We start from the raw sequence: 14,628 nt of genomic DNA, 5'->3' as shown, positions 1-14,628 counted from the left end.
CTTTGCCGGCCCTCGATTTATCAACAAAGTTTTACAAGGAGCATTGGAATTTAAACTTATAGCCGAAGACCCTAAGTCGAATGCGAGAGCAGGCGAGCTGGAAACCGATCACGGTACGATCGAAACACCCATTTTTATGCCTGTCGGCACGGCGGCAGCAGTAAAAGGTGTTCACCCCCGAGAATTGGACGAGGACATTAAGGCCCAGATCATTCTGGGTAATACATACCACCTCTACCTTCGACCGGGAATTGAAACCATTAGCAAGGCAGGTGGCCTGCATGCCTTCAACGGATGGAACAAACCTCAACTCACCGATAGCGGAGGATACCAAGTTTATTCCCTTTCGAATAATCGAAAAATTACTGAAAGCGGTGTCAGCTTTAAGTCGCACATCGACGGAGCGAAGCATTTTTTCACACCTGAACGAGCGGTAGATGTGCAGCGCACGATCGGTGCAGACATCATTATGGCATTTGATGAGTGCACTCCTTATCCTTGCGAATACGACTATGCTGAGAACAGCATGCATATGACACACCGCTGGCTGAAGCGCTGTTGCGATCGATTTGACAATACACCCGACAAATACGGGTACCGTCAAACCTTCTTCCCCATTGTTCAAGGAAGCGTCTATCCTGATTTGCGAAAGCAATCTGCAGAATTTATAGCCGCTCAAGGTCGCGAAGGGAATGCCATAGGCGGTCTATCGGTGGGAGAACCAGCCGAAGAAATGTACGCAATGACCGATGTGGTCTGTCAAATTCTACCCAAGGATAAACCCAGATACTTGATGGGAGTCGGCACACCAGCCAACCTTTTGGAAAATATTGCACTTGGCATTGATATGTTTGACTGCGTGATGCCGACAAGAAATGCCAGAAATGGAATGCTATTTACCTCCGAAGGAATCATTAACATTCGAAATGCGAAGTGGATGGATGATTTTTCGCCTATCGATCCGAATGGAACTTCCTACGTTGATCAAGCATATTCAAAGGCATTCCTGAGGCATCTGATCATTAGTAAAGAAATGCTCGGAGCACAAATTGCGAGTATTCACAACTTGGCCTTTTATTTGTGGTTGGTTGGCGAAGCCCGAAAGAAAATTCAGGAGGGTACCTTTGCCGGTTGGAAAAACCAAATGGTAAAAAAGCTCGAAAGCCGCCTTTAAGGCATGAAAATACTCGACCTATACATCATAAAGCGGTTCTTGGGAACCTTCTTTTTTATGCTGGCGCTGATTATGTCCATTGCCATCGTATTTGATGTGTCTGAGCAACTCGAGCGTTTTATAAAGTACGATGCCCCTCTTGATCAGATCATCTTCAAGTATTACCTCAACTTTGTCTTCTACTTTGGGAATCTTTTCAGTTCTCTGCTCATCTTTTTGAGCGTACTACTCTTTACCAGCCAGCTCGCTCAGCGGTCTGAAATCATAGCCATATTCGCCGGAGGCATTTCCTTCAGGAGACTGCTAAGGCCTTACTTCATTGCAGCCACAATCTTAGTGGGTATTTCACTTTACTTTACCCACTACCAACTGCCCATTGCTAATCGCGTTCGTATTCAGTTCGAGGAGCAATACATGAACAAAAAATTCAAAATAAAGGATGACAATCTCCACAGGGAAATTGAGGAGAATACCTTGGCTTATTTTGAAACGTTCAGTACGATCAATAATATCGGATACAAGTTCTCTTTAGAAAAATGGAATGATGAAGGCAAGCTGGAGTATAAGCTTATGGCCGATCGTGCCAAATTTGATACCGCATCAGGCAAGTGGGAAATTCAAGGGTATCGTGTGCGAGAATTTACCGATGAAGGTGAGAAAATCTCGAAAGGCACCAAACTGGATACACTTCTTAATATGAGGCCAACCGACTTTGGCGTCAAACTCAATATAGCCTCAACAATGGGGTATCAAGAATTGACAAATTTCATCGAAGCAGAGCGTCAGAAAGGTTCAGATCAAACGGTGTTTTTTGAGATTGAAAAGCACCAAAGAACCTCTTACCCATTTGCTACCTATATTCTTACAGTGATAGCAGTGTCACTAGCGGGACGCAAAACAAGAGGAGGAATAGGAGTTCATATGGCCACAGGCGTTCTAATAGCCGTGGTTTACATATTTGCCATGAAGGTAACTACCGTAGCGGCTACCAACGCCGGTCTCAATCCAATGCTAGCGGTTTGGCTACCCAATATATTCTTTGCGGGAATTGCCGTGCTTGTGCTAAGAAGAGCACAGAAATAGGCTTAAAGCTCGGAGATAAAAACTGAATCGAATTCCGACAAGAGGCTTCTTTCTACAGCCTCTTCAAAAATACCATAGATCGCTGATCCACTGCCTGTCATCGAGGCGTAAAGAGCACCGGCATTGTAGAGTTTCTCGTTGATTTCAGCCAACCGAGGATACTTTTCAAAAGCATATTCCTCAAATCGATTCCTAAGATTTCCTCGCCATTGTTCGATTGGTTTGCTGACTATATCCGCAGGAGATTCATGCGAGTCATCGGGCTTAATCACTGAGTAAGCCTCCTTGGTTGAGACGTGAATATCGGGACAGATAAGAACCAAATGCTTCCCTTGTAAGTGGAGTTCAACCAGATTAAGAATCTCACCTCTCCCTTGTGCTCTTGCAGGGAGATTTTTGATAAAAAACGGACAGTCACTTCCTAAGGAAAGCGCCATTCCTTCCATTTCTTCATCACTAAGTGCTAGTTCGAATAGTTCATTCAAACCTCTAATAAAGAAGGAACCATCAGCAGACCCACCTCCTAGCCCCGCTCCCATCGGAATGGCTTTGTGCAAAAATGTTGACAGATTTGGTATTTCAATTCGTTCCCGAAGAAGACTCAGAGCTCGCGTACAAAGATTGTCACTGCTGCTACCCGGAATACTCAAACCAGAATAGTGCCACTGATCTTTACCTGATTGTGAATCAGGAACTACTTCGAGCGCATCGGAAAGTGGTATGGGGTAAAAAACCGAGTCTATGTCATGAAATCCATCTTCGCGCTTGCGCAGAATTTCAAGTCCAAAATTGATTTTTGCATTGGGAAAAAGAACCATGACGCAAATATGTCGGTTTCACGCTGAAAAACCTTCTTAACTTTGCTTTTTGATTTAAATAGTACTTTCGAATTAACAAGAAAGAGATTATGGCAGTATTACTCGATTTCGAAGAGCCTATTGGCGAATTGATGGAACAACTGGAGAAAACGAAAGAGATCTCCGACAAGGGTGAAGTGGACATGTCCAAATCCATACGTGATTTGGAAAAGAAAATTCAAAAAAAGAGAAAAGAGATCTACCAAAACCTGACTCCTTGGCAAAGGGTTCAGGTTTCGAGACATCCTGAAAGACCATACACACTTCACTATATCGAGTATCTAACCGATGGTACATTTATCGAGTTGCATGGTGATCGCAATGTAAAAGACGATAAAGCCATGGTAGGTGGATTGGGAAAGGTAAATGGTAAGCCGGTTATGTTCATCGGTCAGCAAAAAGGTATCAATACTAAAATGCGCCAGTTCAGAAACTTTGGTATGCCAAACCCTGAAGGTTATAGAAAGGCACTCAGGCTAATGAAATTAGCCGAGAAGTTCGACATTCCCGTTGTGACTTTGATCGATACTCCGGGTGCATTCCCAGGCTTGGAAGCCGAGGAACGCGGACAGGGAGAAGCCATTGCCAGAAACCTCTACGAAATGGCCAAGCTTAAAGTGCCCATCGTATGCATTATCATCGGAGAAGGTGCATCTGGTGGGGCTTTGGGAATAGGTGTCGGAGATAAAGTGCTTATGCTTGAGAACTCTTGGTATTCGGTTATTTCGCCCGAAAACTGCTCCACCATTCTTTGGCGCAATTGGGATCATAAGATCGAGGCCGCCGAGGCACTTAAGCTAACTCCTGACAATATGCTCAAAAATAAGCTCATTGACGGAATCATCAAAGAACCCCTAGGAGGCGCACATATTGATCGGGAAACGACTTTCAAAAACGTGAAAGAAGCCATCTTGGCAAACTTGGAAAAACTGGAGAACTTGCCTTCCGACAAATTGGTGAACGCTCGAATCAATAAGTTTTCGAAGATGGGCGTAACCTCTTAACGGTTGTAATCAAAACCCACATAAACGATTTCACGAGGGAAGGAAAACCCTCCCAATTCGGATCCATTCATGCCGTAAATAGTGGCTTCTTGGCCGCTAACGAGATATATCAACTGATTCAGATCATCAAAGAATAGCTCTCCTTCGGGGGCAGAACTATTGAAAATTACCGTTCCACCATTTGAGTAATTGTACCGAAGCAATCCTTCAGACGTGCTTATGATAAAAGCATTGTTTCCTGTACGAATAACGTCGGAAAGCCTGGAGCCGATTCTTTCGTAAGGAAGAGAGAGAAACTCGGTGGACACATTGAGTACTCTTAACTCCAGACCTTCAGGATCATCAACCCAAACAAATTTCTCATTGAGACTTAGATCAAACACTCCCTTCACCTCTCCTGCAACCGGGTAATTGTCTAAAAGCAGCCCTTGAAAGGAGTAGAAAGTGAGGGAATAGATGGGTCCGTCAATTTCTTTTTCACAAAGAAAATATCCGTCTTGATTGCCAAAGACTTTCAAGGGAAGATGATTCACTAACCCATCAAAGCCGATCAAAGCAAAGGCAGACTTGTCTAACACTCTTATGCGCCCGTCTCGTTGAGTAACGATGAATTGCTCCAAATCATCATCAAAGGTTATAGACAAATAAAAAGGAAGTCCAATATTGCCGAATCCAGGAAGGGAATTGACAATGGAGAATTCGTCTGTTTCAAAAAAATCTGCATTCCCCGCCTCTCCTCCTGCGGTCGCAAAAATATTCTGTCGATAGTTTAATCCGCCACCAACGGCATCAGAGAAAAAATTATGCTCTATCTCAAACTCGTTTTCACCCTCCTCGCGGTAGTAGAGGTATGATTGATTGTCTTGACTAGTCAAAACCAGAACTCCTTCTAATTCTCTGGGAATAGCGTTTATTCGAATTTTCACAAAAGCAGATCCTACGTTTCTGCCGTCGTTGGCTCGAAAAGCCAAATAGTAATCACCCGTGGACAATTCGGGAGCGCCGACTGGAAATAGTTGTCCAAAACTAAACGTAGATCCTGACGCTGGATAGCTCCGTTTGGTGCCCACTTGATTGAACTCCAAGTCGAGAATTTCGAGTTCTACAGAAGTTATTTGCTCATTGTCCGTTATGACAGCACTTGCCTCAATCGTATCTGTGGAAGAAAACGTCTGATTCTCGAATGGGGATTCGATGGTAATGCGAGGCGGATTTTCATCTTCATCGTCCTTACACGATGAGAGCGAGAAGAGTACAGAAATTGCAAGTCCGGTATGAACAAATGTTGAGAAGTACTTCTTAAAACTTTTCATATCCTGAAATGCCAATAAATAGTGAAGGCGCAATAGAGATTGTATCTTTGAACAATGGAAGAAATTTCGCAAAAAAAATCTGACAATTGGCGGAAAACCGCAAGCAGATCCCCAATACAAAACAATGACTTAGGCAAAATCCCTCCCCAGGCTACTGATCTTGAGGAAGCTGTATTGGGTGCCTTGATGTTAGAGCGCGAAGCTGTGAACGAAGTTATTGATATTCTCAAGCCCGAGTCGTTTTACAAAGAAAGTCACCAGAAGATTTTTTCAGCGATTCACGATCTTTTTCAGCGCTCAGAGCCGATTGATATTTTGACGGTTACCTCAGAATTGCGAAAGTCAGGAGATCTTGAAATGGTAGGTGGAGCTTACTACATCAGCTTCCTCACGAATCGCGTAGCGAGTTCTGCGAATATTCAGTTTCATTCTCGTATCATTTCTCAGAAACACATCCTGCGGGAATTAATTCGGATTTCTTCCGAAACGATCAAAGAAGCCTACGAGGAAAGCACCGATGTATTCGACCTTTTGGACAAGGCAGAGAGAGATCTCTTTACGGTGGCTCAAGGAAACATCCGAAAGGAGTACGACACGATGAGCGACGTTATAAAACAAGCCATCGAAAACATTGAAGCTGCCAAGAAAAATGTTGATGGTGTGAGTGGAGTGCCTTCGGGCTTCCATGCGCTAGACAGAGTCACATCGGGATGGCAAAAATCTGACATGATTATTGTAGCTGCAAGACCGGGTATGGGAAAAACAGCCTTCGTTGTTTCTATGGCTCGAAATATTGCAGTGGATTTCAATTTGCCTGTGGCGATATTTAGTCTGGAGATGAGTTCCATTCAGCTGGTTAACCGTTTGATTTCTTCTGAAACGGGAATAAAAGGTGAGAAAATTCGAAAAGGTAATTTGGAGGATCACGAGTTTACTCAGCTACATACACGAATAAAGAAATTAAGTACTGCCCCTATCTACGTTGACGATACGCCTTCACTTTCAGTTTTCGAGTTGCGTGCAAAGGCGCGTCGACTGAAATCGAAACATGACATCCAGCTCATCATTGTCGACTACCTTCAGTTGATGACGGCGGGAAGCGATAAAGGAAACCGAGAGCAAGAAATCTCGACTATCTCACGTTCTATTAAAACGATTGCCAAAGAATTGAACATACCGATTATCGCTCTTTCTCAGCTCAGTCGTGCGGTGGAAACCAGAGGTGGAGACAAAAAGCCGATGCTTTCTGACTTGCGTGAATCAGGAGCAATTGAACAAGATGCGGACATTGTGTCATTCATCTACCGCCCGGAATACTACGATCTGGACCAAGACGAAGAGGGAAATTCGTTGCTAGGTATCGGTCAGGTGATTATCGCTAAGCACAGAAACGGAGCGTTGGACACGGTTTCGTTGAAGTTCGTGAAAGACTTCGCTAAATTTGAAAACTTGGAAACCTCATACGACGACAACGGCGCTCTGCCAGGTGGCTCGGATTTTGATCGTTTCCAAACGATTACCATGCAATCGCGCATGAATGAGAATAGCGAAGATGATTTTTTCAAAAAAGACAATGACGAAGATTCACCGTTTTAAGAGAGGAATACTTTTCATAGCATTTCTAAGTTTTGCCTTGAGTGGTTCTGCAGCTAAAATTCTCATCCACATGGATGACTCGCAAAAGAATCATATGAAGGCCTATGGAATTGCCTATTGGATTTTACAAAATGACATTGAAGTCCAGTGGTTGCTCAATTACAGAGGTGGAAGCTTTATGATTGATCAGTACAAGGCCATTGAAGAAGAATGTGTGATTCGGGGCGTATCGTTTCAAGTCATTGCAGACGTTCAAGCCAACAGTATTCTCAGAGAGATTGCTGATCCTGAAGCGAACATGGAGGTGGTCAAATTAGAAAAAGCTCCGAAGATCGCAGTCTACTCACCAAAGACAAAACAACCGTGGGATGATGCAGTAACACTGGTAATGGCCTACGCCGAAATTCCCTATGACGTCATTTACGATAAAGAGATTCTAAATTTATCTCTTCCGAAATACGATTGGCTTCACTTGCATCACGAAGACTTTACAGGACAGTACGGTAAGTTTTATCGTAGTTACAAAAATGCCGCATGGTACCAAGAGCAGGTTCGCGACGCTGAGGCTGATGCAGCCGAAATGGGATTTGAAAAAGTCTCACAACTAAAGTTGGCCGTGGCGCAAAAAATCAAGGAGTACATCGCAGGTGGCGGATACCTTTTCACCATGTGCTCGGGAACGGATTCATACGACATCGCTCTGGCAGCTCAAAATACTGATATCTGCGAGAGCATGTACGATGGCGATGCGGCAGACCCGGCAGCTCAATCAAAACTGGACTTTACACAAACCTTCGCTTTCCACGATTTTCAATTGGAAAAGGATCCGTTGGTGTACGAATTTTCGAGTATTGATGCCACAGATGTTCATGGCAAGGTTCCCCAAACGCAAGACTTCTTCACACTCTTCGACTTTTCCGCCAAATGGGATGTAGTGCCAACAATGTTGACTCAAAACCATCGCAAGGTGGTAAAAGGCTTTATGGGTCAGACCACCGCTTTCAAAAAGCAATACGTGAAAAGCGACATCTTGATCATGGGTGAGAGCAAAGCTCAGGGAACGGTCAAGTACATCCACGGCACGATGGGAAAGGGACAGTGGACGTTTTATGGAGGACACGACCCCGAAGACTACCAGCACCGCGTCGGCGATCCACCGACTGATTTGAATTTACACCCCAATAGCCCGGGTTATCGATTGATCTTGAACAATATTTTGTTTCCGGCAGCGAAGAAGAAGCATCAGAAGACTTAATACCCAGCGAGACCGAGAATCTGATCTATATTTAGAATTCTCCGAACTGCTCATCAGATACCTCGTAGTCAAATCTCCCCGAAAAAACTTTGGCATCTTGATTCTCACTGTTGATCGAAAAGCCGAAGGTCCCTGAAATTTCCCATTCACCGTTCTGTATTTTAGCGACTCTTCGAATATGGAATGTTCCGACACCTGCATTTTCTGGAGCTATTGCAGAAAAGTCGTTTCGAAGAACCATTTGACCATAATTTGCGACACCATCTAATTCTACCCGCTTATTTTCCAAGAGGCGCAAATCATTTAACTGGTTCAAATCAAATTCGGCTAAGAAGAATCCTACACTGCAAGACACGTTCGATTCATTTATTAAAAGGTCACCTCCTTCAAATGCGATAAAAGTTCCGTCCGGATCAGCGGAATTATAAAAGGACACTGACCCTACCGTAACGGGAGAAGAAGAAAATATGCTGCTGATTATTCTCTTACGTGCAGACCATGCTTGATCATCGATATAAGCACCTGCCGTGTTTGCTCCCTCTTCAGAATATTGGGGCACGCGCGGGTCAAAAGGATCTTTTATAAAGGAGCTCTCATCATCGACGATACACGAATTTAATACCGGAATAAGTAATATCAACAAGATTGTTCTATTCATTTTCTGTTATAGTTTCTATCAGTCACAAAAACTCTAATGGAAAACTCAAGTCGAGTGATATAAAGATCTTTTTGAGGTTTCTCAAATTCTCCATAGTCACCAATCTTGGTATACTCTAACTGAGGTAAATACCAATAAGTATATTTTGCTCCGAGAGAGAGCCTACTATCGACATTGTATCGAATGTCCACGCTATTACCTAAGTTTATTGACTTGTAACCATCTCCTAGTCTGTCAGGGTATTCAGGATCCGTATTGATATTTAAACCCTTCTCATATACTCCAAACCAACCAAAGCACAGTCCGAGTCCTGCCTGAAGTCTATTGTTGAAATTATAGTACCCTGTAAATGAAGTTTGAATCGGACCGAGGGCATTGAACTCAAATTTGCTCCCACCAACGTCTTGATTGAATTTGCTAAAGAATATTCCAATACCAACATGGGCTTCAAATCTTGAGGAGTCATTGCCTGCCACTACAATACCAACAGAAGGATTGATAATCACTCCTCTTCGGCTAAAATCAAGATCATCACTGGTAGTACGGTAATAATCCAACTGAACCGGAACGTCAAAGTATGTTTGCGCCTTAGCTTGGAGCGAAGTGAGAAGCAGCAAAAGAAAGGAAAGAATGATCCGAGTAAACAAATCTTTAAAAATTTCTCTCATCGCAAAAAATCGTTGTCTACCTTCAAAATTAAGCGAAATTCTCTTCTTCGCTAAAAACACTTCTTCTAAAATTGAAATTCCAAACTCCGGATTGTCGCGGGATTTTGGGTTCTAGGTAACCGGAGTCACGCTCTGAGCAAAGGGAAAAATCTAGTTTTGCAGACACTCTGGAAACTAACCTTTTACTTTATGCTCATGATGAAATGCATAAATCGTATGTCTCTTCTTCACCTCACGATGATGGTGGCGTTGATATCGATATCTCAGTCGCTGTTTAGTCAATACGATGTAAACGAAGCGCCCACTGAGTGGAAGAACAAAGAAATGATCGTTCACAACGACAGGCCTTGGAACATCGAAACGCCTGTTCACCTGTTAGACGACCCATTCACCCCGACAGATAAAATGTTCGTTCGAAACAACGGACTTGTCCCAACTGATTTGAATGCTGAGGAATGGACGCTTACCATAGAGGGTGAATCTGTTCCAAATCCGAAAACCTACACTTTGGCCGAATTGAAAAGCAAGTTCAAGCATTACACCTATGCATTGGTATTGGAATGCGGTGGAAATGGCCGAAGCGAAATGAATCCACCTGCTACGGGAAATCAATGGAGCTACGGTGCGGTGAATTGCGGAAAGTGGACAGGTGTAAGGCTGCGGGACGTGTTGGAAGATGTTGGCATCAGCGATGATGCGGTTTACGTCGGTTACTACGGCACGGACAAGCACTTGAGTGGCGACCCGAAAAAAGTTGTGATTTCCAGAGGTGTGCCGATGGAGAAAGCAATGGAAGACGAGACTTTGATCGCCTTTGAGCTAAACGGTGAAGAGATTCCGATTGTACATGGTTATCCTCTCCGATTGGTTGTGGGTGGCTGGCCCGCTTCGGTCAGCGGAAAATGGCTGAATAAATTAGTGGTTCGGAATAAGATACACGACGGACCTAAGATGGAAGCACCATCTTATAGCGTACCGAAGAATCCTGTAGCTCCGGGGACGGAAGTTGCGAAAGAGGACATGATGATCATCGAGTCAATGCCTGTCAAGTCGGTAATCACCTACCCCAAAACGGGCGCTATGGTTAAAAGCGGACAGGAAATAAAAGTTCGTGGACATGCCTGGGCAGGAGATCTGAAAGTTGCCAAAGTAGAAATCTCTACTGACTATGGTCAAACTTGGGAAGACGCGAATTTAAAGGAACCTATAAATCGATTGTCGTGGCAGGATTTCAATACATCGGTGGTGTTGAAAGAGCCCGGCTACTACGAGATTTGGGTGAGAGCGACTGACGAAAACGGTAAGTCACAACCCATGGTAGTTCCGGGGTGGAATCCCCGCGGATACTTGAACAACGCGACACATCGTATTGCCATCAAGGTTGAATAACATGACAGCAGACAGACATTCAAAAAACTTCATTTTTCTAATGTTCGCGATGACGGTCATAGCATTGATTATTGCTGTGACAGCGGACGAGGATCAGCCTTTGCCTCAAGTAGCTTCTAAAGCTAAAGAGGTGAAAGCATCACCGTTGATGAGTGAGGTGGTAGATGGTATTCACACACCCACAGGGCTGATCGCCGATCAAAACTTTGAACTCGTGGTGAACAACTGTACCAGCTGTCATGCACCTAAATTGATCACTCAGAATCGCCAGACCGCAGCGGGATGGAAGAGCATCATAGAATGGATGCAGGAAAAACAAAACCTTTGGGATCTCGGGAAAGATGAATCCAAAATAATAGAGTACCTGGCGAAAAACTACGCTCCTAAAAATGAGGGTAGAAGAAGAAATCTGAACCTTAAAAAAGACGAGTGGTATGTTTTGGAATAGATTCTCCATAGTCGCCTTATTGTTGGTTGGTCTGGCTGCGTGCAGTTCAGAGAGTTCAGGGCCTTATGTCGATCATCCTGTTTTGATCGATACCAAGACCTGGACAACTGGTCACGAGGAGCTGGAGCCATTCGTTTACATAGATCTCAGATCTCGTGAATTATACGATCAAGGACATCTTCCCGGAGCGATCAATCTGACGAGAAGTGACATTCGTAAGAAAGATGCAGCATTTTCAGGAATGGCAATGGATGCAGATAGTTTAGCTCTGTTGCTTGGAAGCAAAGGCATCTCTACCGATGATTGGATTATTCTTTACGATGAAAAAGGTGGTGTCGAGGCATCTCGTTTATGGTGGCTCTTGAGGGTTTATGGCCATGAGAAAGTGAAAATCATTAATGGCGATCTCTATCTATTTGATAAGGACCTTGAAGTTGGAAATACTCCAAGAGAAAGCCGAGAATTTAAATTCACAGGAAAGGCTCCCAAAGATTGGCTTGTCAATTACGATGAGTTCGAAAGGATGAGATCAAATCCCGCCGTGAAGGTATTGGATTGCAGATCGGCCGCTGAGTACAACGGAGAATACATTAAGGATGGAGCCTATTTGGCAGGCCATATCGACGGAGCCGTAAACATTTGTTACAGCAATACGGTTGAAACAGCATCGGGAGGAAATTTAAAAGTAAAGCCACCTGCGGAGCTCTTAAAAGTCTACTCCGACTTTGCCCAACCCGATGATACAATATTGGTTTACTGCCAATCGGGAGTTAGATCGGCCCATTCGCTGATGGTACTTCGAGAAATATTAAACTATAAACACGTTTACAATTACGATGGATCTTGGATCGAGTGGTCATACAGAAATCAAACAACAGCTGACAGCGTGAGCGAGAGCACTAACGGGATAATATTATGAGCGAATACATAGACATTTTCATACAATCATTTTGGGGTACAGCCCAATGGACGTGGAACTCAATTATCTTTCAAGTTCCATGGTATACCAATTACTTCTGGGGTCTGATTGTGATTTCACTGGTCGTATGGGGTTTGGAAATAGCCTTCCCATGGCGTAAGTCTCAAGGCATATTTCGGAAAGACTTCTGGCTGGACTTTTTCTACATGTTCTTCAACTTTTTTGTCTTTGCCATTGTCATCAGCGGAGTGTATTCTATGCTGGAAAAAGTCTTTTCGGATTTTGGCATAACCATGGAGTCGCTAACCGTGATTGATCTGAGCGGACTAGCCATGGTATGGCAACTCCTCATCTTCTTCGTTATTCTCGACTTTGTTCAGTGGTTTACTCACATCCTGCTTCACCGATACCCATTTCTATGGGAGTTCCACAAAGTCCACCACTCGGTAGCCGAAATGGGATTTGCCGCTCATTTGAGATATCACTGGATGGAGAACATCTTTTACAAACCTCTGAAAACAATGGGGGTAATGCTGCTTGGCGGATTTGAACCTGAGCAGGCATATATTGTGCACTTTGCGGCGATTACCATCGGTCACTTAAATCATGCAAACATTAAGTTGACCTATGGACCTTTGAAGTACATCTTCAATAATCCCGTGATGCACCTTTGGCACCACGTATATCACTTACCAGAGGGGCACCCGAACGGAATCAACTATGGAATCTCCTTGAGTCTATGGGATTACATCTTCGGAACGGCATCCATTCCCAACCCGGAGGATGGAAAGATTAAATTGGGTTTCCCCGGGGTTGAAGAATTCCCGAAAACCTTTGGAGGTCAATTATTCCATGGCTTTGGAAAAAAAGCCCATAAATGATAGAATAATTGCCTCTCGATTTCAACAAGGGAGTTACCTCACTAAGAGTTTCGTGTAGGAGACTCCTCCGTTGAGCAGTGATAGTTCGATAAGGTAAATACCATGAGCCATCCCATCCGGGATGATGAATTGATTTATTCCACTTTCGATATGCAGTCTTTCACCCGATAGCGAAATTAGAGAAATAGCTTTAGCCCCTTCGGCAGTTATTGTTCCTCCGGGAACTATTGGGTTGGGATAAACTTTAACATCGGCTGCGATTTCGTTATCAACAGACAAAAAGAAGCCACAGGGTTCATCAGTATCCGGAACGGATAATGCACTATCATTGTAGCACATAAAGCTCATCTGAATCCATTCTATGATTCCTTCACAATAATTAAACTCCGGGTAGAAGAAACTTCTTCCAAAGGTGCGCTCATCGAAGTAACCACTCCAGAAAAATGGTGCTGTTTCTTCTCGGGTTGTCCCCACTTTCACTCTTCTGAACCATTCATCATTGTACTCAACTGAATCGGCCTCTATAACCATGATCGGTTATACTTCACAGCTCGGATCAATATCTGATTCAGGAAGCGGGTACCACGAGTCTCCCACCTCCGCGTTAAAACAAATTAGAGGTAGAAAAGAATTGTCATATCTCCAAAACAGTGTATCGCCATTAAAATAGATATACTCCGTTCGAGATGACTGCACTTGAATATCATCAGGGGAATTTGGAAAGGCGTAAATTCTATCAGTCGTATGCCTTGTGCAAAGCTTATCCTCTATAAGAGTATCTCCATCAATGTACGAATGTTCCCAAGCAGGAGTAAACAAGTAATAGGTAATTTGATACCACCACTCTGCATTTTCGTGCGGCCACAGATCTTGGCTAAATAAATTGAGCGACAACAGAAATAGAACAGAGAAGATGTAGATCTTAATTTCATCATTCATTGGCTTGAGATGAAGATATGGAAGGATCCTTCAATATTGCTGATCCCTCTGCTATGAATTCGGATAAACTCGGAATGTTAATGCATGAAATCTTGCAGATCCATCTTGGCATCTATTCAGCCTCAGCTATCAAATCTAATAGCCAATATTGCCATCATGAAAAATTTGTATTCCCTATGCAGGTTTGCAGTACTTAAGCTCAAAATAGGTAAATATCCTAAAGCAGCAGTCTCCTGAGTAAAGTGAGGGTCTGCCTTGCGGAATAACTTCCATGTTCGGCTCCATCCATTCCTCCGGATCCTAAATTTCAAGCACAAAAAAACCCCGTAGTCGAAACTACGGGGTTTTTAATAAAAATTGGCGACGACATACTCTCCCGGAAAAACCAGTACCATCTGCTCCGCCTAAGGCGGATTAACTTCCATGTTCGGATCCATCTATTCC

At 43.6% G+C, this 14,628-nt stretch carries 15 protein-coding genes; 9 read left to right on the top strand and 6 right to left on the bottom strand.

Annotated elements, in window-relative coordinates; all coding sequences use genetic code 11:
- Positions 1-43: 43 nt before the first annotated feature.
- Both tgt and O3Q51_10975 read left to right on the top strand, forming a co-directional pair.
- Positions 44-1,174 (top strand): tRNA guanosine(34) transglycosylase Tgt, encoded by a 1,131-nt coding sequence (tgt, locus tag O3Q51_10980; protein MCZ4409339.1) that lies wholly within the window; start codon positions 44-46, stop codon positions 1,172-1,174.
- A 3-nt stretch (positions 1,175-1,177) separates the two neighbouring features.
- Positions 1,178-2,257: an LptF/LptG family permease gene (locus O3Q51_10975; protein MCZ4409338.1), complete on the top strand. Its 1,080-nt coding sequence runs from the start codon at positions 1,178-1,180 to the stop codon at positions 2,255-2,257.
- Between the two features lie 2 nt (positions 2,258-2,259).
- On the opposite strand, the gene ispE is transcribed toward O3Q51_10975, so the two are convergent.
- Positions 2,260-3,075: a 4-(cytidine 5'-diphospho)-2-C-methyl-D-erythritol kinase gene (gene ispE / locus O3Q51_10970; GenBank protein MCZ4409337.1), complete on the bottom strand. Its 816-nt coding sequence runs from the start codon at positions 3,073-3,075 to the stop codon at positions 2,260-2,262.
- Between the two features lie 89 nt (positions 3,076-3,164).
- Here ispE and O3Q51_10965 point away from each other — a divergent pair, with 89 nt between their 5' ends.
- Positions 3,165-4,118 (top strand): acetyl-CoA carboxylase carboxyltransferase subunit alpha, encoded by a 954-nt coding sequence (locus tag O3Q51_10965; protein MCZ4409336.1) that lies wholly within the window; start codon positions 3,165-3,167, stop codon positions 4,116-4,118.
- Here O3Q51_10965 and O3Q51_10960 read toward each other — a convergent pair.
- Entirely contained in the window at positions 4,115-5,431 is a 1,317-nt protein-coding gene (locus O3Q51_10960; GenBank protein MCZ4409335.1) for a hypothetical protein, read from the bottom strand. The genes O3Q51_10965 and O3Q51_10960 overlap by 4 nt on opposite strands.
- Positions 5,432-5,485: 54 nt before the next feature.
- Here O3Q51_10960 and dnaB point away from each other — a divergent pair, with 54 nt between their 5' ends.
- Together dnaB and O3Q51_10950 are read left to right on the top strand one after the other, a co-directional pair.
- A complete protein-coding gene (gene dnaB / locus O3Q51_10955) occupies positions 5,486-7,027 on the top strand; it encodes a replicative DNA helicase (protein MCZ4409334.1) in 1,542 nt (513 codons plus the stop codon).
- The gene (locus tag O3Q51_10950; protein MCZ4409333.1) at positions 7,005-8,282 is read left to right on the top strand and encodes an asparagine synthetase B; all 1,278 of its coding nucleotides are present in this window, start codon (positions 7,005-7,007) and stop codon (positions 8,280-8,282) included. The genes dnaB and O3Q51_10950 overlap by 23 nt, the downstream gene beginning before the upstream one ends.
- Before the next feature lie 31 nt (positions 8,283-8,313).
- Here O3Q51_10950 and O3Q51_10945 read toward each other — a convergent pair whose 3' ends face one another.
- Together O3Q51_10945 and O3Q51_10940 are read right to left on the bottom strand one after the other, a co-directional pair.
- A complete protein-coding gene (locus O3Q51_10945; protein ID MCZ4409332.1) occupies positions 8,314-8,940 on the bottom strand; it encodes a hypothetical protein in 627 nt (208 codons plus the stop codon).
- Positions 8,937-9,608, bottom strand: coding sequence for a hypothetical protein (locus O3Q51_10940; protein ID MCZ4409331.1), 672 nt, complete (start codon positions 9,606-9,608; stop codon positions 8,937-8,939). Before O3Q51_10940 ends, O3Q51_10945 begins: the two co-directional genes overlap by 4 nt.
- Positions 9,609-9,803: 195 nt before the next feature.
- Between O3Q51_10940 and O3Q51_10935 the strand changes: the two genes are divergently transcribed.
- From O3Q51_10935 to O3Q51_10920, 4 genes are read left to right on the top strand one after another with little or no spacing between them, the layout of a single operon-like run.
- Positions 9,804-10,997: a sulfite oxidase gene (locus tag O3Q51_10935; protein MCZ4409330.1), complete on the top strand. Its 1,194-nt coding sequence runs from the start codon at positions 9,804-9,806 to the stop codon at positions 10,995-10,997.
- 1 nt (position 10,998) lies between these two features.
- On the top strand, positions 10,999-11,445 hold the full coding sequence (locus O3Q51_10930; GenBank protein MCZ4409329.1) for a monoheme cytochrome C: 447 nt from the start codon (positions 10,999-11,001) through the stop codon (positions 11,443-11,445).
- Complete coding sequence (locus O3Q51_10925; GenBank protein MCZ4409328.1) at positions 11,432-12,364, top strand: rhodanese-like domain-containing protein; 933 nt, start codon at positions 11,432-11,434, stop codon at positions 12,362-12,364. The genes O3Q51_10930 and O3Q51_10925 overlap by 14 nt, the downstream gene beginning before the upstream one ends.
- Positions 12,361-13,245: a sterol desaturase family protein gene (locus O3Q51_10920; protein ID MCZ4409327.1), complete on the top strand. Its 885-nt coding sequence runs from the start codon at positions 12,361-12,363 to the stop codon at positions 13,243-13,245. The genes O3Q51_10925 and O3Q51_10920 overlap by 4 nt, the downstream gene beginning before the upstream one ends.
- A 33-nt stretch (positions 13,246-13,278) precedes the next feature.
- On the opposite strand, the gene O3Q51_10915 is transcribed toward O3Q51_10920, so the two are convergent.
- Both O3Q51_10915 and O3Q51_10910 read right to left on the bottom strand, forming a co-directional pair.
- Positions 13,279-13,776, bottom strand: coding sequence for a hypothetical protein (locus O3Q51_10915; protein MCZ4409326.1), 498 nt, complete (start codon positions 13,774-13,776; stop codon positions 13,279-13,281).
- A 6-nt stretch (positions 13,777-13,782) separates the two neighbouring features.
- Positions 13,783-14,184, bottom strand: a complete 402-nt coding sequence (locus O3Q51_10910) for a hypothetical protein (GenBank protein MCZ4409325.1) — start codon at positions 14,182-14,184, stop codon at positions 13,783-13,785.
- Positions 14,185-14,628: the final 444 nt, after the last annotated feature.

It is taken from the genome of Cryomorphaceae bacterium 1068 (genome assembly GCA_027214385.1).
In the GTDB taxonomy this organism is placed as follows: domain Bacteria; phylum Bacteroidota; class Bacteroidia; order Flavobacteriales_D; family Cryomorphaceae; genus JAKVAV01.
Note: the sequence above shows the minus strand (reverse complement) of the source record. Positions and strands in the feature narration are given on the sequence as shown.

Bases quoted from the DNA above. Each gene is read 5' to 3' on its own strand.
- O3Q51_10975 (MCZ4409338.1), top strand. From the start codon at position 1,178: ATGAAAATACTCGACCTATACATCATAAAGCGGTTCTTGGGAACCTTC.
- ispE (MCZ4409337.1), bottom strand. From the start codon at position 3,075: ATGGTTCTTTTTCCCAATGCAAAAATCAATTTTGGACTTGAAATTCTG.
- O3Q51_10965 (MCZ4409336.1), top strand. From the start codon at position 3,165: ATGGCAGTATTACTCGATTTCGAAGAGCCTATTGGCGAATTGATGGAA.
- O3Q51_10960 (MCZ4409335.1), bottom strand. From the start codon at position 5,431: ATGAAAAGTTTTAAGAAGTACTTCTCAACATTTGTTCATACCGGACTT.
- dnaB (MCZ4409334.1), top strand. From the start codon at position 5,486: ATGGAAGAAATTTCGCAAAAAAAATCTGACAATTGGCGGAAAACCGCA.
- O3Q51_10950 (MCZ4409333.1), top strand. From the start codon at position 7,005: ATGACGAAGATTCACCGTTTTAAGAGAGGAATACTTTTCATAGCATTT.
- O3Q51_10945 (MCZ4409332.1), bottom strand. From the start codon at position 8,940: ATGAATAGAACAATCTTGTTGATATTACTTATTCCGGTATTAAATTCG.
- O3Q51_10940 (MCZ4409331.1), bottom strand. From the start codon at position 9,608: ATGAGAGAAATTTTTAAAGATTTGTTTACTCGGATCATTCTTTCCTTT.
- O3Q51_10935 (MCZ4409330.1), top strand. From the start codon at position 9,804: ATGATGAAATGCATAAATCGTATGTCTCTTCTTCACCTCACGATGATG.
- O3Q51_10930 (MCZ4409329.1), top strand. From the start codon at position 10,999: ATGACAGCAGACAGACATTCAAAAAACTTCATTTTTCTAATGTTCGCG.
- O3Q51_10925 (MCZ4409328.1), top strand. From the start codon at position 11,432: ATGTTTTGGAATAGATTCTCCATAGTCGCCTTATTGTTGGTTGGTCTG.
- O3Q51_10920 (MCZ4409327.1), top strand. From the start codon at position 12,361: ATGAGCGAATACATAGACATTTTCATACAATCATTTTGGGGTACAGCC.
- O3Q51_10915 (MCZ4409326.1), bottom strand. From the start codon at position 13,776: ATGGTTATAGAGGCCGATTCAGTTGAGTACAATGATGAATGGTTCAGA.
- O3Q51_10910 (MCZ4409325.1), bottom strand. From the start codon at position 14,184: ATGAATGATGAAATTAAGATCTACATCTTCTCTGTTCTATTTCTGTTG.